General features: G+C 71.6%; 16 protein-coding genes. 8 read left to right on the top strand and 8 right to left on the bottom strand.

Translation table 11 applies throughout. The annotated features are described in order from the left end of the window. Positions 1-4 precede the first annotated feature (4 nt). Positions 5-556 (bottom strand): hypothetical protein, encoded by a 552-nt coding sequence (locus tag SPRI_RS00605; protein ID WP_106428502.1) that lies wholly within the window; start codon positions 554-556, stop codon positions 5-7. A gap of 192 nt (positions 557-748) precedes the next feature. Here SPRI_RS00605 and SPRI_RS00600 point away from each other — a divergent pair, with 192 nt between their 5' ends. Continuing rightward, entirely contained in the window at positions 749-2,206 is a 1,458-nt protein-coding gene (locus tag SPRI_RS00600; protein ID WP_005321988.1) for a hypothetical protein, read from the top strand. Between the two features lie 89 nt (positions 2,207-2,295). Here the strand turns inward: SPRI_RS00600 and SPRI_RS00595 are convergent, their stop codons facing one another. Further along, positions 2,296-2,784 carry a hypothetical protein gene (locus tag SPRI_RS00595; protein ID WP_234020479.1) on the bottom strand — a complete coding sequence of 163 codons (489 nt, stop codon included), beginning with the start codon at positions 2,782-2,784 and terminating at the stop codon, positions 2,296-2,298. Between the two features lie 563 nt (positions 2,785-3,347). Here SPRI_RS00595 and SPRI_RS00590 point away from each other — a divergent pair. Further along, positions 3,348-3,956, top strand: coding sequence for a superoxide dismutase (locus SPRI_RS00590; RefSeq protein ID WP_037775659.1), 609 nt, complete (start codon positions 3,348-3,350; stop codon positions 3,954-3,956). Positions 3,957-4,691: 735 nt separating this feature from the next. Here SPRI_RS00590 and SPRI_RS00585 read toward each other — a convergent pair. Both SPRI_RS00585 and SPRI_RS00580 read right to left on the bottom strand, forming a co-directional pair. After that, on the bottom strand, positions 4,692-5,435 hold the full coding sequence (locus SPRI_RS00585; RefSeq protein ID WP_053556609.1) for an SDR family oxidoreductase: 744 nt from the start codon (positions 5,433-5,435) through the stop codon (positions 4,692-4,694). A 141-nt stretch (positions 5,436-5,576) separates the two neighbouring features. Beyond that, entirely contained in the window at positions 5,577-6,368 is a 792-nt protein-coding gene (locus SPRI_RS00580; protein WP_005322000.1) for a class I SAM-dependent methyltransferase, read from the bottom strand. A 259-nt stretch (positions 6,369-6,627) separates the two neighbouring features. Between SPRI_RS00580 and ctaD the strand changes: the two genes are divergently transcribed. Continuing rightward, the gene (gene ctaD / locus SPRI_RS00575) at positions 6,628-8,361 is read left to right on the top strand and encodes an aa3-type cytochrome oxidase subunit I (protein WP_005322004.1); all 1,734 of its coding nucleotides are present in this window, start codon (positions 6,628-6,630) and stop codon (positions 8,359-8,361) included. A 73-nt stretch (positions 8,362-8,434) separates the two neighbouring features. On the opposite strand, the gene SPRI_RS38370 is transcribed toward ctaD, so the two are convergent. Further along, positions 8,435-8,707: a hypothetical protein gene (locus tag SPRI_RS38370; RefSeq protein ID WP_158685252.1), complete on the bottom strand. Its 273-nt coding sequence runs from the start codon at positions 8,705-8,707 to the stop codon at positions 8,435-8,437. Here SPRI_RS38370 and SPRI_RS00570 point away from each other — a divergent pair. The 3 genes from SPRI_RS00570 (at position 8,706) to SPRI_RS00560 (ending at position 11,093) form a co-directional block, all read left to right on the top strand. After that, the gene (locus SPRI_RS00570) at positions 8,706-9,005 is read left to right on the top strand and encodes a hypothetical protein (protein WP_005322005.1); all 300 of its coding nucleotides are present in this window, start codon (positions 8,706-8,708) and stop codon (positions 9,003-9,005) included. The two genes, SPRI_RS38370 and SPRI_RS00570, sit on opposite strands and share 2 nt — an antisense overlap. Positions 9,006-9,161: 156 nt before the next feature. Then, entirely contained in the window at positions 9,162-9,434 is a 273-nt protein-coding gene (locus SPRI_RS00565; RefSeq protein ID WP_005322008.1) for a hypothetical protein, read from the top strand. A 60-nt stretch (positions 9,435-9,494) separates the two neighbouring features. After that, positions 9,495-11,093 (top strand): hypothetical protein, encoded by a 1,599-nt coding sequence (locus SPRI_RS00560; protein ID WP_182327528.1) that lies wholly within the window; start codon positions 9,495-9,497, stop codon positions 11,091-11,093. Between the two features lie 29 nt (positions 11,094-11,122). On the opposite strand, the gene SPRI_RS00555 is transcribed toward SPRI_RS00560, so the two are convergent. Beyond that, positions 11,123-12,526, bottom strand: a complete 1,404-nt coding sequence (locus tag SPRI_RS00555; RefSeq protein WP_053556608.1) for a DEAD/DEAH box helicase — start codon at positions 12,524-12,526, stop codon at positions 11,123-11,125. A 299-nt stretch (positions 12,527-12,825) separates the two neighbouring features. Further along, a complete protein-coding gene (locus tag SPRI_RS00550; protein WP_005322020.1) occupies positions 12,826-14,454 on the bottom strand; it encodes an IS200/IS605 family element transposase accessory protein TnpB in 1,629 nt (542 codons plus the stop codon). A 219-nt stretch (positions 14,455-14,673) separates the two neighbouring features. Between SPRI_RS00550 and SPRI_RS00545 the strand changes: the two genes are divergently transcribed. Further along, positions 14,674-15,207: a GNAT family N-acetyltransferase gene (locus SPRI_RS00545; RefSeq protein WP_005322023.1), complete on the top strand. Its 534-nt coding sequence runs from the start codon at positions 14,674-14,676 to the stop codon at positions 15,205-15,207. Here SPRI_RS00545 and SPRI_RS00540 read toward each other — a convergent pair. Further along, the gene (locus SPRI_RS00540; protein ID WP_005322030.1) at positions 15,188-16,447 is read right to left on the bottom strand and encodes an MFS transporter; all 1,260 of its coding nucleotides are present in this window, start codon (positions 16,445-16,447) and stop codon (positions 15,188-15,190) included. The two genes, SPRI_RS00545 and SPRI_RS00540, sit on opposite strands and share 20 nt — an antisense overlap. Positions 16,448-16,500: 53 nt before the next feature. Here SPRI_RS00540 and SPRI_RS00535 point away from each other — a divergent pair, with 53 nt between their 5' ends. Continuing rightward, a complete protein-coding gene (locus SPRI_RS00535) occupies positions 16,501-17,253 on the top strand; it encodes a helix-turn-helix transcriptional regulator (protein WP_005322033.1) in 753 nt (250 codons plus the stop codon). Positions 17,254-17,297: the final 44 nt, after the last annotated feature.

Raw genomic sequence — 17,297 nt, 5'->3', positions numbered from 1 at the left:
TGTCTCAGGGCAGCCGGTGCCGGACCCCGTCCCAGGCCAGGAGGAGATCACGCGTCGGACCGGGCCCCGTCCGGCCGACGAGGTCTGCCAGATGGGCCGTCAGGTTCTTGTGCCGCCGCAGCTCGCGGAGCTGCTCGATGGGCAGTTCACGCCAGCGGTCACCGAGCGCACCGGCCTGCGAGGGCGTGAGACGCAATGTCCCGAGCGTGTCGGACGCCAACGCGTCCGGGCTCCGGTCGGGATCGTCGTCGTCGGGACCGAGATGGTCGATGATCCACATCCGGAGCGTGAAGTCCTGCGTGGCCGCGCGTGTCCGGTCTTCAAGACCGTCACCATGCGCACGCCGGTTCGCCAGCAGGGAGAGCTTGGCCCACCGCAGGCGGGCCTCCGCGGGCCGGTCGTCGTCATAGGCACGGCCCTGCGCGACGATACGTACTGCCTCGAGGTGCCTGCCGTGCTCGTTCACGGCCATCGCGTGGAGCCGTTCGAAGCTCCACGTGCCGAGTCCGGGCTCCTGATCCTCCCGGCCCGTGCCGGTGCTCGTGCCCGATGCCATCCCCACATCCTTTCCGGCGAACAGCGCGAACAGCGCGAACAGCGCGAACAGCGCGAACGGTCCGAGCTGTTCGAGCAGCGGTCGGCGAACAATATGAACGCAAAGATCAGCCGCATGGTTTCCCGGCCCCTGTCTCCCTAGCATCAGCGCCGACGACGCACCGATGCGCGCCCGCGAGGACGAGGAGCCGCCTTGAACAGGTCAGAAACACGCACCTCCCGACGGCCGGTGTCCCGCCGGCGCCGCGCCGCGGGAATCGCGGCCTGTCTCCTCGGGCTGATCGGCGGCGCGGTCGGCGCGGCCCCCGCCGCGCAGGCGGACGGCGACGGCCCGGCACCCGCCGTGTGTCCCGCCGAACTGGCGGAGAAGGCCACCTGCTACTCCGGACAGGACGCCAACGGGGCTCACTACACGTTCGCGATACCCGCCCGGTGGAACGGTTCCCTCGTCGTGCACGCCCACGGCGGCCCCGACCTCGGCGACGCCTCCGACCCCGGCCGCAGCGGTGAGGACCTCCAGCGCTGGGCCGTCATGGTGGACGAGGGTTACGCCTGGGCCGGCTCCTCCTACCGGCGGGGCGGCTACGGCACACGGATGGCCGCCGCCGACACCGAGAACGTACGCCGCCTGTTCGTCGACACGTTCGGCCGACCGCAGCGGACCTACGTGCACGGCCAGTCCTGGGGCGGCAACGTCGCCGCCAAGGTGGTCGAGGTCTACGGCGGGCACCACGGCCCGTACGACGGCGCCCTGCTCACCAACGGCGTCCTCGCGGGCGGCACCCGCGGCTACGACTACCGCGTCGACCTGCGCGTGGTCTACCAGTACTACTGCCAAAACCATCCCCGCCCCACCGAGCCCCGGTACCCGCTGTGGGAGGGGCTGCGGGCCGGCTCGACGATGACGACGGCCGGCCTGCGTGCCCGCCTGCAGGAGTGCACCGGCTACGCGTCCGCGCCGCAGGAGCGCACCGCCCTGCAGCAGCGCAACCTCGACGACATCCTGGCCGTCACGCGCATCCCCGAGCGCACACTGGAGTCGCATCTGCGGTTCGCGACGTTCACCTTCCGTGACATCGTGCTGGGCCGTCTCGGCGGCCGTAATCCCTTCAGCAACAAGGGCGTCCGGTACTCCGGCTCGCACGACGACAAGGCGCTCAACGCCGGCGTCGAGCGTTTCTCCGCCGACCCGGCCGCCCGGCGCGATCTTTCGTACGACAGTGATCTCACCGGCCGCGTCCACGTCCCGGTGCTCACCCTGCACGCGATCGACGACCCCACCGCGTTCGTCGAGCACGAGGCCGCCTACCGAGCCACCCTCGAGGGGGCCCGCAGGGACGGTCACCTCGTGCAGACCTTCACCAGGGAGAGCGAGCACAGCGAGCTGAGCGACTCCGAGTACGCGAGCGCCGTCTCCTCCCTGGACACCTGGGTCCGCACCGGCCGCAAGCCTTCCCCGCGGTCGATCGCGGCGTCCTGTCCCGCGTTCGACCGCGCTTACGGCACCGGCTGCTTCTACGACCCGGACTTCAGCCCGGCCCCGTACGCCTCACGGATCAGGCCCCGGCCGGGCGGGCTGGACTGGCCCGCCATGACCTTCGCCGAGGAGCAGGCCTGGAGCCGGATCGACGGCATCGGCATCGCTCCCTGACCCACCCGCCACGCCGCCGGTCCCGGCGTGCACGATGGCGCCCGGTGCGGGGGAGGAGGCCCCGTGCCGGGGCCGGGCCGCGCCGGAGGTCAGGGCTGTGGCGGGGGCGGCAGTTCGGCGTGCACGACCGTGTAGTCGCCCCTGGTCACCGGGGCGTACGGGGCCGGCGCCATGCAGGTGCCGACGGGGGCGTCCTCGGGGCCGCCCGCGCCGTCCGGCAGCAGATTCACACCGTTCCACGAGAAGCCCACACGGTCGCCGGAGCGGTTCTTGCCGCCCTTTCCTCCGTCGTACACGCTGAATCCGAGCCTCAGACCGATGTCGAGCGGCCCGCCGGGACCCACCTTGGTGATGACCGCCGTCAGCGTCGCCGAGCGGGGACCGGTGACCAGACAGTCCACCCGTCCCTCGGCCGTGTAGGTGACGTCCCGTTCGGCCGAGTAGTGCGAGATCCTGACCGTTCCCCGGGCGTCGGTGGGAAGGCCCGTGGGTATCCCGGGCAGCGGCCGGCTGTACGGAGCGGCGACCGCGTCGAAGCTGAACGAGCGGACGTCTTCGTCCTGGTGGTAGGGCAGCACGAAATCCGCGCCCCCGGTGACACTCGCGTACGCCGGCGTTCCACGACGCTCGGCAGGGGCACCGGCGGCACCCGAGGCACCCGACGCACTCGAGGCCCCCGAGGCACCCGACGTGCCGGAGGCACTGGAGGTGCCGCTCACGGCGAGCACTGCGACGGCCGCGGTCAGTACGGCCGCTGTCCTGCGTGGTGACGGATGAAACACGTTGGTCTCCCGGGAGTTGGTGTTCCGACGTGTTCCATCCTTCAGGCCGCCCCCTTGCCGGCCATCGGCCGTGAGCGGCAACTCCGCGCGCTCGCCTCGGCCGCTCGGCGGACCCGTGGTCGGTCTCAGGTCGCGCCGGCCGGGGGAGCGGGGCCGGTGGTCCGGCGGGCGCCGGTGAGAAGACGATCACCTCTCGGGAGGAACGGCAGCACCTCGAATGCCGCACCGCCGAAAGCTGACGTGCCGACCCCGCCCCCCGGCCATGTTCCTGCATCACATAGGTTGTTGCAAGTAATGTGCAATAGAGGTTGGCTGTCCCCGGACGATCACCCACACGGAAACGAAAGGGGACGTGCCTGATGGGCACCTACGCGCTTCCCGACCTGCCGTACGACTACTCCGCGCTCGCCCCGGCCATCACGCCGGAGATCCTGGAGCTGCACCACGCCAAGCACCACGCCGCCTACGTCAAGGGCGCCAACGACACCCTGGAGCAGCTCGCCGAGGCCCGGGAGAAGGACCTGATCACCCCCACCGGCCTGGTGGGTCTGGAGAAGACCTTCGCCTTCAACCTCTCCGGGCACGCCCTGCACTCGATCTTCTGGCAGAACCTCTCCCCGGACGGCGGCGACCGCCCCGAGGGCGCGCTCGCCGACGCCATCGACGAACACCTCGGCGGCTTCGAGGCGTTCAGGAAGCAGCTGACGGTCGCCACCACCTCGGTACAGGGTTCCGGCTGGGGCGTACTGGCCTGGGAGCCGCTCGGCCGCCGCCTGATCGTCGAACAGGTCTACGACCACCACGGCAACGTGGGCCAGGGCAGCACCCCGCTGCTGGTCTTCGACGCCTGGGAGCACGCCTACTACCTGCAGTACAAGAACGTCCGCCCCGACTACGTCACCAAGCTGTGGGACCTGGTCAACTGGGAGGACGTCGCCGCGCGTTACGCGGCAGCGTCCGGCGCCTGACCTCAGCGCGGGCCGCGCCCGGGTGCGGTGGGCGACGAGCCCGAGAGGCCCGTCGCCCACCCCGCCGGGCGCGGCCCGCCGGGCGATCCCGGTCCCGCGCCCGACCGACCCACCGGCCGCCCGGCCCGGCCACCACCTGACGCCCCGCCGGACCTCCCGCCTGCGGCGGCCACCCTGACACCCCGCCGGACACGCCGCCGGGCACGCCGCCGGACCCGCCTGCCGCGTGGCCTCGCGCACCCGCGCCCCGGGCGGCCACCCTGGCACCTGCCGGGGCGACCCTCTCCGGGGCGGCCCCCCGGGCGATACCGGGCCGAGCCCGACCGGCCCACCGGCCGCCCGGCCCGGCCACCACCTGACGCCCCGCCGGACACGCCGCCGGGCGCGCCGCCGGGCGCGCCTGCCGCGTGGCCTCGCGCACCCGCGCCCGGGGCGGCCACCCTGACACCTGCCGGGGCGACCCTCTCCGGGGCGGCCCCCCGGGCGATACCGGGCCGAGCCCGACCGGCCCACCGGCCGCCCGGCCCGGCCACCACCTGACGCCCCGCCGGACACGCCGCCGGGCACGCCGCCGGACCCGCCTGCCGCGTGGCCTCGCGCACCCGCGCCCTGGGCGGCCACCCTGAAACCTGCCGGGGCGGCCCCCCAGGGGATACCGGGCCCCGCCCGGACCTCCCGCCCGCGGCGGTCACCTGACACCCCGCCCGGCGCGGCCGCCGGCCGCCGGGCGGCCGGTCAGCCGCGCTCGTCCGCCAGCCATGCGTCGAACGTCTGCATACCCCGCGGCCCCGGCCCCGTGGGGAGCAGGCCGCCGCCCGCCATCGCGCGGCCCGCCGCTCCCGGGTAGCGGACCGGCAGCACGAAGCGGCGTTCCGGGCGGGTGGGGAGCAGGCGGCGGACCATGTCGAGGAGCCACTCCTCGCGGGGGCCCGCCAACTCCGGGGCCATGCCCTGCGCGGGCCCCTCGGCCAGCCCGGTCAGGGCGCGGGCCACCTCCCGGACCCCGACCGGCTGGACGCGCATGCGCGGGATCACCGCCAGCGGGCCGGGCATGCCGTCGAGGAGCTGGTCGGCGAACTCGTGGAACTGCGTCGTCCGCAGCACCGTCCACGGGACCGGGCCGCCCGCCACGACCTGCTCCTGGCGGATCTTGCCCTGGTAGTAGCCGTGGCCGACCCGCTCGATGCCCACGATCGACAGCACCACGTGGTGGCGCACGCCGGCCCGTTCCCCGGCCGCGAGCAGATGGCGCGACGCCGCCTCGAAGAACGCCACGGCCTTCCGGCGGCTGAGCGTCGCCGCGTTGGTCACGTCGATCACCGCCTCGACACCGGCCAGGGCCTCGGCGAGACCCTGGCCCGTGGTGACGTCCACGCCCTTGGAACGGGCCAGCACCACGGGCTCGTGCCCGGCGGCGCGCAGCTCCCCGACGACGTGCCGCCCGGCCAGGCCGGTACCGCCCGCTACCGCAACACGCATGCGATCTCTCCGTTCAGGCATCCAGGTGCTCGTGCATTCGGGTGCACGGCGGGCGCATCCGCCGTACGCAGCCGCAACCGCAACCGCAACCGCAACCGCAACCGCAACCGCAACCGCGCCGCGCCCGTGACGCGGCGCCCGTCACGCGGCGTGGGTGACGCGGAGTTTCGACTGGCCGTGCGGCAGCTGTTCCCAGTCGTCCATGAAGCGGGCGGCGAGGCCGTGCCGTGCGGCCAGCCGGACCAGCGTCTGGGTGCGGTAGTAGAAGTCCTCGCCCAGCACCTGGTGCTCACGCGTCTCGGTGCGGTCGTAGGTGAAGTCGAAGAACCCGCCCGGGGCGAGCACCCGCCCCACGTTCGCCAGGCATTCGTCGATGATGTCGAGCGTCGAGTGCGAGAAGACGCTGTGCGCGTGCACGACCGTGAACGCGGCGTCGGGGAGGAAGTCCAGCGTCAGGTTGTCGACGGGCGTCAGATACGGAAGCTTGTGCTGGAGCCCGTAGCGCACGAGGGTCTTCTTGGCCTCGATGAGAATGTCGGGCGAGATGTCGATCCCGTAGTAGTGGCCGGGCTCCAGATGGTCGATGAACCGCCAGCCGGCCCGCAGATTGCCGCAGCCGAGCTCCAGCATCCTGTCCTGCGGCCTCAGCCCGTGCTCGCGCAGGTAGTCGAACTGCATCTGCCCGATGGCGAGCCAGCGGTCGTGGGAGGGGCCGCCGCCGACCGCCGCCTCCGGGCTCTTCGCGGTGTCGGAGGCCATCACCGCCCGGTAGTAGGCGACGTGGCCGTCGCGGTGGCGCAGCCGCAGCCAGGTGTCGCGGCCCGCCCGGCGCAGATAGGGCAGTACGCGCCGCGGATGCCGCAGCGCGTACCGCGCCTTGTGGCCGAGGCTCGACCGGTTCGTCGACAGACGGGATGCGGGTCGTTGCGGCATGACGGCCTCCGTGCCATCGGTGGGCGTCCCCCTTCCCGGATGCTAACCACGGGCGGCTCCGCCGAGCGCGGCCTCACCCGATCGCCACATACTCCGCCCCGCGCCCCGCCCCACCCGTCCGGCTGACCCGGCCGAGGGCATGTCCGAAAGGTCCCGGGCGCGGCATCGCGGCATAGCGTGTGGCATCGCGTTGGCTGGGCACTCCACCGCTTTCCGAACTGCTCACAAAGGAACCGCCAGAACAGCCCGGGGGTCACACATGGTCACATCCACCCACACGTCGGCTCCCGTCCCCGTCAAGGGCCGCACGCGGGGCCAGGCCGTCATCGTGTGGCTGACGACCACGGATCACAAGAAGATCGGGCACCTGTACCTGATCGCGTCGTTCCTGTTCTTCGCCGTCGCCGGCGTGATGGCCCTGCTGCTCCGCGCGGAACTGGCCCGGCCGGGTATCCAGATCCTCTCGAGCGAGCAGTACAACCAGACGTTCACGATGCACGGCACCATCATGCTGCTGCTGTTCGCGACGCCCACCTTCGCGGGATTCGCGAACGCCGTCATGCCGTTGCAGATCGGCTCTCCCGACGTGGCCTTCCCACGGCTGAACATGCTGTCGTTCTGGCTGTTCTTCTTCGGCGGACTGATCGTGGTCAGCAGTCTGTTCACCCCCCAGGGCGCGGCCGACTTCGGCTGGACCGCCTACACACCGCTCAGCGGCGGCGAGCGCTCGCCGTACGTGGGCGGCGACCTGTGGATCATGGGCCTGGCGCTGGCCGGGTTCGGCACCATCCTCGGCGCCGTCAACTTCATCACGACGATCATCTGCCTGCGCGCGCCGGGAATGACGATGTTCCGGATGCCGATCTTCACCTGGAACATCCTGTTCACCTCGCTACTGGTGCTGTTCGCCTTCCCCGTCCTCGCGGCCGCGCTGCTGGTCCTGGAGGCGGACCGGCGTTTCGGCGCGCAGGTGTTCAACCCGGAGAACGGCGGCGCGCTCCTGTGGCAGCACCTCTTCTGGTTCTTCGGCCATCCCGAGGTCTACATCATCGCCCTGCCGTTCTTCGGCATCGTCACGGAGATCCTCCCCGTCTTCTCCCGGAAACCGATCTTCGGCTACACCGGGCTGATCGGGGCGACCATCGCGATCACGGGACTTTCGGTGACCGTGTGGGCCCATCACATGTTCGCGACCGGCGCGGTCCTGCTGCCGTTCTTCTCCTTCATGACCTTCCTCATCGCGGTGCCCACCGGGGTGAAGTTCTTCAACTGGATCGGCACCATGTGGAAGGGGTCGCTGTCGTTCGAGACGCCGATGCTGTGGTCCATCGGCTTTCTCGTCACCTTCCTCTTCGGCGGCCTGACCGGCATCATCCTGGCTTCACCACCGCTCGACTTCCATGTCACCGACAGCTATTTCGTGGTGGCCCACTTCCACTACGTCGTCTTCGGCACCGTCGTGTTCGCCATGTTCGCGGGCTTCCACTTCTGGTGGCCCAAGATGACCGGCACGATGCTCGACGAACGCCTCGGCAAGATCCACTTCTGGACGTTGTTCATCGGCTTCCACACCACGTTCCTCGTCCAGCACTGGCTCGGCGCGGAAGGCATGCCCCGGCGCTACGCCGACTACCTCGCCGCCGACGGCTTCACCGCTCTCAACACCCTCTCCAGCATCGGGGCGTTCCTCCTGGGCGCCTCCACGCTCCCCTTCTTCTACAACGTCTGGAAGACGGCGAAGACCGGCAAGCGCATCGACGTCGACGACCCGTGGGGCTACGGCCGCTCCCTGGAGTGGGCGACCTCGTGCCCGCCGCCGCGGCACAACTTCACCACGCTGCCGAAGATCCGTTCCGAGTCGCCCGCCTTCGACCTCCACCATCCCGTGGTCACACAGCTCGACGAGGCCGAGTCCTCCGGCCGGCGCGACGTCGTCGAACCCGGCAAGGGCATTGCCCCCTTGAACAGGGAAGAGGACGGCACAGAAGAATGAGACGCGGTGTCCGCACCCCCGCGCACATGCGTGCCACTGTGCGTGACTCCTTCCCCAGGGATGGACGCCCGTTCTATTCGACTGCGGAACAGCAGCCGTCGCCCGCCCCCGGTATCCGCCGCTGAACTGCGGTTTTCTCCGCGCCGGCGCCGCGCGCCCCGATACCACGGGAACGGGGTGAATGACCAAAGCGTTTCGCCCCATTGGCCAGAAGAATGCCGGAAAGCGTGATCGCGCGCATCCAGCCACCGGGGACCGCCGTTACTCCTGTCGTCCACACCGTGATGGACACCGGCTCGTAGGGGTTCGAGCCGTATTGCAGGAACCGAAAGGAAAAGGTCTCCATGTCGAAGATCAGCTTCGAGGAGCTCGACGTTCTCGCCGGCGAGATGCTGCCCGAGCGTGCTGTGCTCTCCACCGTCGTGCCCTTCAACAACTGGGGTGGCGGCGGCTCCGAGGGCGGTTCCTCGAGCTCGGCCGTTGCCATCGCGCCGGCCGCGTCGGACCAGAACGGCATCACCACCTCGGCCTGCTCCGTCCAGGAGGTCGACGGCACCCCGGGTCTGGTCGGCGCCCTGGGCCTGGGCTCGAACAACCCGAGCTCCGGCATGACCTGCATGCCGAGCTCCACGTCGGTGTTCTAGTTCACCCGTCCGCGGCTGGGGATGGCGTTTCCGCCACCACGGAAACACCGTCCCCGGCCGTTCGGGTTTCCGCGTCCCGACCGTGAGTGCCGGCAGGAAACGAACGGCACATAACGGGAGCGTCAACGGCACGAGGATAGCCCGAGGAAGGAAGCCATGGACGACATCGGCTACCCCGAACTCAATGCGCTCTGCGCAGAGTTTCTCCCGCCGCGGACCATGCTGTCGCTCATCACGATCGACAACAGCTCCACGACGTACCAGTACCACTTCCCCGAGGGCGGCGGCGACGGAAACTCGCAGGTCGCCTTCGCCTGCCAGTCCGAGCGGGTGCACGGCACCCCCGGCCTGATCGGCTCGTTGGGCCTCGGCTCCAACAACCCGAGTTCCAGCCTGACCTGCGTACCGGCCGCCGTCACCAGCGGCTGATCGCTCCGACGTGGGGCCCGGTCCGCTATGCCGGGCCCTGCGTGTCACCGGGAGATCCGCATGCCTTCCCCTTCCGTCGGTGAGCACCTGAACCTGCCGGCCCTCACCGACGGCACCGAACTCGTCGGCGAGTACGCGGGCTCGGGCTACCGCAAGCCCCCGCACCTGATCCAGCGCCGCGACGGCCAGGTCATCCACCTGCCCGACCTGCTCTACCGCACGGTGAAGGAACTCCGCCGCCAGCGCGGCATCGAAGCCTCCGCCGAACGCATCCTCGAACGCGTCGCCGAGGAACTGTCCCACGCCACCGGCCGCGGCTTCGCAGCCGAACACGTCGCCTTCCTGCTCGACGAGAAACTCGCCCCCCTCGGCATCACCACCCGCAGCGACGGCACCGCGCCCCCCGTCACCAAGACCGAACACGCCGTGCTCGGCCTGAAGACACGCGCGGCTCTCGTCTCCGAGCACACCACCTGGATGATCGCCGGCCTCTTCGCCTGGCTCTTCCACCCCGTCGCCGTCGTCCTGCTGGTCGGCGCGCTGTTCACCGCCGAGGCCTGGCTCTTCACCACCCAGAACACCGGCGCGGCGATCACCGGGGTGATGGCACAGCCGCTCGGCGTCCTCGTCACCGTCGGTCTCACCCTGCTCTCCGCCGCGTTCCACGAGGTCGGCCACGCCTCCGCCTGCCGCTACGGCAAAGTACGCCCCGGCGTGATGGGCTGCGGCATCTACGTCGTGTGGCCCGCCTTCTACACCGACGTCACCAACTCCTACCGCCTCGGCCGCGCCGGACGCCTGCGCACCGACCTCGGCGGCGTCTACTTCAACGGCCTGTTCATCCTGGCCCTCACCGGCATCTACGCCCAGGCCCCGACACCCGTACTCCTCGCGGCGATCCTGCTGATCAACCTCGAAATGGTGCAGCAACTCCTGCCCACCCTGCGGTTCGACGGGTACTACATCATGTCGGACCTGGTCGGCATCCCCGACCTGTTCAAATACATCGGCCCCATCCTCCGTCACAAGGTCCTGCGCCGACCCGCCGAACCCCGCCTCCGCGAACTCAAACGGTGGCCCCAGACGGTCGTCACCCTGTGGGTCCTGCTCGTACTGCCCGTGCTCGCCGTCCAGTTGGGCGTCGTGGTGCTGCGCCTGCCGGACATGATCACGCAGGCATGGGCGACGGCGAGCCATCTGTTCGGCACCGCCGGCTCCCCGCTGGGCATCGTCGCGTCCGTCGTGCAGATGCTCTTCCTGCTGCTGCCCATCATCGGCGTCGGGCTCGTCCTGTGGTCGCTGCTGCGCACGCTCGCGCGGCTGGCCGCCAAGCAGGTCCGCACCGCCGGCGGACTGCCGACACCGTCCGCGATGCTGTGGGGCCTGCTCCACATGCTGTTCGCCCTGGCCGTGGCCTACCTGCTGTGGAGGATGAGCCGCACCAGCGTCCGCCGGGCGGAATCCGAAGGGCCGGCCGCCCCCCGCCCCGTCCTGGCCTGCGAACTGCGCCCCTTCGACGGCGGCAGGTCACCGATGGAACCGCCCTGCGGGGCGACCATCTTCGGATACGCCGAGGTCCCGGCCACCGGCGGACCCGCGCGGGCAGGGCAGAAAGCGGCGGAGCGGACGGACACACCACCGGTGCCGCTGGACGCCTGAAGCCCCCCGCTCGAGCCCTCCGCGGAACGTCAGCGGCCTCTGCGGACCCGGGCGGCCCTACGGGCCTCCGCGAGACCGCGGGCCTCGGCCGTCCTGCGCGACTCCTTCGGGGCCCGGGCGCCCAGGCCGCGGAAGGACGCGTTGCCGCCGGCGGACCTGTCCGCGACGGGCGGCCGCTTCGCTCCCGTGATCCCGGCCAGCTTCTCCTCACCGGAGCGCACCTGCGTGACCACCGGCCGGATCCCGGCGTCGGACATCATCCGGTTCACGTCACGCCGCTGACCCGGCGTGACCAGGGTGACCACACGGCCCGACTCGCCCGCACGCGCCGTGCGGCCGCCCCGGTGCAGGTAGTCCTTCGGATCGGCGGGCGGGTCGACGTTGACGACGAGGTCGAGCGCGTCGACGTGAATGCCCCGCGCGGCCACATTGGTGGCCACCAGCACGGTGACCTCACCGCTCTTGAACTGGGCGAGCGTGTGCGTGCGCTGCGGCTGCGACTTCCCGCTGTGCAGCGCGGCGGCCCGGATACCGCTGCCGCGCAGATGGCGGGTGAACTGGTCGACGGCGTGCTTGGTGTCCAGGAACATCAGCACCCGCCCGTCCCGGGCGGCGATCTCCGTGGCCGTCGCGTACTTGTCCGCCGGGTGGATGTTCAGCACATGGTGCTCCATCGTGGCGACCGCGCCCGCCGCCCGGTCCACCGTCGCCAGCACCGGGTCGTGGAGATAGCGGCCGACCAGATGGTCGACGTTGCGGTCGAGGGTGGCCGAGAACAGCATGCGCTGCCCGCCGGGCCGCACCTGGTCCAAAAGCTCCGACACCTGGGGCAGGAACCCCATGTCGCACATCTGGTCCGCCTCGTCCAGCACCGTGATCCGCACCTGGTCCAGCCGGCAGTCCCGGCGCGCCACCAGATCGGTCAGCCGCCCCGGGGTCGCGACGACCACATCCGCGCCGGCCCGCAGCAGCGTCGCCTGCCGCCCGATCGACAACCCGCCGACCACCGTCGCCAGCCGCAGCCCGAGCGCCAGTGCGTACGGGTCCAGCACGTCGCTCACCTGCTGCGCCAGTTCACGCGTCGGCACCAGGACCAGCCCGAGCGGCTGCTTCGGCTCGGCGCGCCGGCCCGCGGTACGGGTGAGCAGGGCCAGCCCGAAGGCGAGGGTCTTGCCCGACCCGGTCCGCGCACGGCCGAGGACGTCCCGGCCGGCCAGCGCGTCGGGCAGGGTGGCCGCCTGGATCGGGAACGGTTCCGTCACCCCGGAGCCGGTCATCACCCGCGCCACTTCCGGGGGCAGCCCCAGCTCGGCGAAGGACTGCGCGGGCGGCGAACCGGGTGTCAGCGTCACCGCCGAGAGTTCACCCCGCACCGCCGTCGCCCGGGTTTCGCCGGCACCGGAGCGCCCAGAGGCTGACGGCTTCGCATTCATGGGGGGACCCTTCCGTGGTGTGGCGCCCGGAACGAGCCGGGGCCCGCACCCCTTGGTACGGGCCCCAGAACGACGAAGCGTGCCCCCATTTTACCAGCGCACCGCCCACCCCGGCCGGGCCCGCACCGGCGCACCGCCCACCCCGGCCGGGCCCGCACCGGCGCACCGCCCACCCCGGCCGGGCCCGCACCGGCGCCCCGCCCGCCCCGGCCGGCCCGCCACCAGGCCCGGCGGACGCCCCGCCCCGGCCCGGCCCGCCGCACAGCACCGGCACGAGCACCGATTAACGCCGACCGTTCCTATTCAGTGAGCAGGAGTGGGTCTTGGACCCATTCCTGGTCGCTGCGGGCATCCCGAACGGTGGTGGGTGCCCTGGTTGCCCGCGTTCGTTCCGCGTCCGGGGGCACGCATCGTGTGCGTGGTCCGGGAATGCGGGGGCGGGGTTCCTCGCGCCCAAGCGCACGCCGGTCGGCCTGGACGGTCCGATGCCCCGCACGATCGCTCTGGTCGTGCGGGGGCGGTGTCGTCCGTCGCCGGATCGGGTGCCCTTGGGCGCGTCTGCCGATCGCGATGCTCGCCGCATCGTGACGGCTGGTCTTTCGGGTGGTGCTGGTGAGGGGCTTCTGCCAGTGCTGCGCGCCCCATCTGCTGGTGTAGGCGGGGTCGACGGCGATGATCGTGATGCCGGTGGCGTCGGCCATCGAGACGAGGCGGGCACGCAGGCGTCCGGTGGGCATGCCGGAGATCAGCTGCCGGAACCTTCGCCTGCGGCCGTGCTTCTCCCTGGTCTTCTCGGCCTGGAAGTCGAGGTCCTCGACCGCGATCGCCTTAACGCCACAGGACCGGGCCCAGTGCAGGAGGCGGGTGAGGGCGTGCCGGACCTGGGCGTCGCGGTGTGGGGCGCTGCCGGTCAGATCGTAGAAGAAGCGGCGCGGATCGCCGATGGGGTTGCCGTGGGTGTCGAGGCGCCAGGCGGCGAGGTGGCCGGCGTTGGTGTCGACGCCGATCACACCGTGGGCGAGGGCGGCTTCGAGCGGAACGGTAGGGGTGGGTGGGATCTGCCAGGAGGCGGTGACGTACCAGCGGTCGCGTCCGGTGTCGTGGTGGATGCGGTAGGCCACGGCCCGGTGCGCCGCCACACGGTCCGCCCACTCCTGCCCGCGGTGCGCGAACCGCACCCGCCCGGCGAGTACGTACCGGCCGTGCGCGGCGTTCGCCAGATGTGCCAGCGGTGCCGGGAGCTTGATCGACACCTCACCCTCGGGGGTGATGCGGATCGTCTCGTTGCCGAACCTCTTCCCCGACTCACCATCCGCCTGCAGGAACCAGCGCCCGGCCTCCCACCGCTGCCGCCACTGGGCTGCGGTCAGCCCCGCATCGGCAAGGTGATGCCGGGTGCGCGCCAGTCGTCGGCCGCCGCGCACCACACGCACCCGGCCCGCGTCCCTCTCGGCCCGCACCCGCCCCAGCCGGTCCTCCAGCACCCGCAGACGCCGGGCCTTGGCATGCCACTCCCGCCGCGAACGGTAACCACCCGCGGCACGCTTCGTGCCCTTCGCTCCGACCGGCAGCGACAGCCGGTGCGCGATCGTCCTGATCCCGGCTTCGAGGCCCTGGATGTGCGCGGCCTGCCCGTGCCGGGCGAGCGCCCACTGATCGTGCGTGGCCTTCGTGATCGACCCCGCCCACCTCGACGACGACACCCCCGTCAACTCCCGCTTCCGGACCGCCCACGACTCGGCTGAGTGCTCCAGACCCTCCACACACCGCGCCTTGAGATCACGCGAGGCCAGCGACCCGAGATGCGCACCCACCAGCCGCAGCACCTCCTCGTCCCCGGCCGTCAGGCCCTTGAGCCGGGTACGCACTGCCACACCCGAAGGTCCGGTGACCACGAACGGCGCCGCCACCTCCCGCAGACCGCCCACCGTGTCCACCCCCTCCGTACCGGACCGCACACACCCGCCACCACCCCCAACGACCCGCCCCCGCAAAGGTCACCCATTCGACACACGAACCCCCGTCCACCCCGCGAGCCCTCACACACCACAGCCCACAACCCCTCACCCGCACACGGCAGAACTCACTCATACGAGATGAAACAGCAGCAGTTCACGACCCCCGCACCTCCGGCAGGATGGGAGCCCATGACCGAGATCCGCACCCCCCGCCTCATCCTCCGCCGCTGGCACGACGACGACCTCGCGCCGATGGCGGACATCAACGCGGACCCGCGGGTCATGCAGTGGGTCGACGACGGCTCCCCGCACGATCTCGAGCACACCGCAGAGGCGATCGAGCAGTGGGAGGAGGAGTGGGACGAGGAGGGCTTCGGCCTCTTCGCCGTCGAACTGCTCGCCTCCGGCGAACTGGCCGGCTTCACCGGGCTGTCCGTGCCCGGGTTCCTGCCGGAGGTGCTGCCCGCCGTGGCGATCAGCTGGCGGCTCGGCTCCCAGTTCTGGGGCCAGGGTTACGCCTCTGAAGCCGCCCACGCCACGCTGGAGTTCGCGCTCCAGGACCGCGGCCTGGACCGCGTCATCAGCATCAGCCGCGCCGGGGACGAGGCGTCCGAGAACGTCATCCGCAAGCTCGGCATGGTGCCGGAGCGCGAGACCACGCACCCCGTGTACGGCCACCCGCTGCGCGTCCACAGCATCGACCTCACCGAGTTCCACGCCTGACCCTCCGGGCCCGCCTGCGGCCGGCGCCGCCCTCCGTCACCCCCGCCGCCTCCGCTGCCGCCCCGCCCCCCGACGGCTCCGCCGGCGGCGTGACATGCCGCCGCGGCGCCACGGGTTCGGGCAGGGTGCGGAACAACAGCCAGCTCAGCACGGGCATCATCACCAGCGGGGCCAGCGCCGTACGCAGGGACGTCGCGTCGGCCAGCTTCCCGATGAAAGGACCGGCCAGGCCGCCGGCACTGACGGTGAGACCGAGCGTGATCCCGCCGGCCGTACCGACCCGCGACGGCAGATAGTCCTGGCCCAGGGTGACCTGCAGCGAGAACGGCACGTACAGGCCGGCGGACGCCAGCGCCACGAACAGATAGAGGACCGGCCCGGGGACGGTGACGATCCCGGCGACCGCCACGGCCGTCGCCAGGTACGACCAGCGGGAGACGACGACCCGGTCCCAGCGCTCGGCCAGGCTGCCACCCACCACGGAGCCCACCGCGCCCCCGAGATAGAGCACGAACAGCGCCGCGGTGCCCGCCGCCGCGCCGCCCTCCACACGCTGCCGCGCATAGAGCGAGATGAAGGTACTCAGGCCCACGAAGACGACGGAACGGCAGATCACCGCCATCGACAACATCACGAACGACACCCGGTCGTCGGCCTCCGCCGTCACAGCCGGGCCAAAGCGGGCGGTCCCGTCCCGCTCCAGCGCCTTCAGCACGGGCAGGCACAGCACGCTGCCCACGAGCGCGGGCACCACGAGCAGCGGCGACAGCCGCAGCCCGCCGCCGGCGACGACCGCGGTGACCATGAGCGGAGCGAGCGCGAAGCCGAGGTTCCCGCCCAGGGAGAACCAGCCCATCCCCTTGTGACCGCCCCGGCAGGCGAGCCGTGCGACCCGGGCCGACTCCGGATGGTAGGCGGCCACCCCCAGCCCTGACACCGCCACGAACACCAGCGTCCACGCATAGGACCCGCTCACACCGCTCAGAGCGATGCCCACCCCGCCCAGCAGCGTGCTCACCGGCAGCAGCCAGGGCATCGCCCACCGGTCGGTCAGCACCCCGAACACCGGCTGGGCCACGGACGACAGCACGGACGCGGCAAGGACGACACCGGACACCGCGGCGTAACTGTAGGCACGCTCGGCCACGAAGAACGGCACGAGCGCCGCCACCGCGCCCTGATACACGTCCACGCAGGCATGCCCGACCGACAGCAGGACGACCGACTTGTTCTCTCGCACGCCACCATCGTCGTCAGCACACCGCTGTCGTACTTCCAATAAACTGCCGACCGATGCCGAAGATCCGCCACCAGCCGGTCGCCCCCACCCGCACCCGGAGTCTGGCGACCGGAACAGAGATCGACGCCCACCGGCACGACGACCACCAGATCGTCTACGCGGGGCGCGGAGTGCTGACCGTGACGACCGGCACGGGCACCTGGGTGGCGCCGGCCACCCGCGCCATCTGGATCCCGGCCGGCACCGTCCACGCCCACCAGGCCCACGGCGAACTGGACCTGCACCTCGTCGGACTGCCCGCCACCGACAACCCGCTCGGCCTCGACGAGCCGACCGTCCTCGCCGTCGCCCCCCTGCTGCGCGAACTCATCCTCGCCCACACCCGCCCCCCGTTCGACGACAGCCCCGAACGCACCCGCCTGCGCGCCGTACTGCTGGACCAGCTGCGGGCCTCGCCCCAACAGCCGCTCCACCTGCCCACACCCACCTCGCCCCTGCTCAAGGACCTGTGCGACCTGCTGCGCACCGACCCGGCCGACAACCGCACGCTGGCCGCGCTGGGCAGGGAGGTCGGCGCGAGCGACCGCACCCTGTCCCGGCTGTTCAAGTCCGACCTCGCCATGACCTTCCCTCAGTGGCGCACCCAACTACGCCTGCACCACGCGCTGGTCCTGCTGGCGGAGGACACCCCGGTGACCACCGTGGCGCACCTGTGCGGCTGGTCGTCCGCCAGCGCGTTCATCGACGTCTTCCGCCGCGCCTTCGGCCACACCCCGGGAACACACCACCGCCACGGGCCCGGCTGACGCCCGCCCGGGCACCCGGCAGGAGTCCCGCGAAAAGATCAGAA

The organism is Streptomyces pristinaespiralis, assembly GCF_001278075.1.
Taxonomy (GTDB): Bacteria; Actinomycetota; Actinomycetes; order Streptomycetales; family Streptomycetaceae; genus Streptomyces; species Streptomyces pristinaespiralis.
The sequence above is the reverse complement of the archived record's forward strand: the minus strand, read 5'-3'. Positions and strand labels throughout refer to the sequence as shown.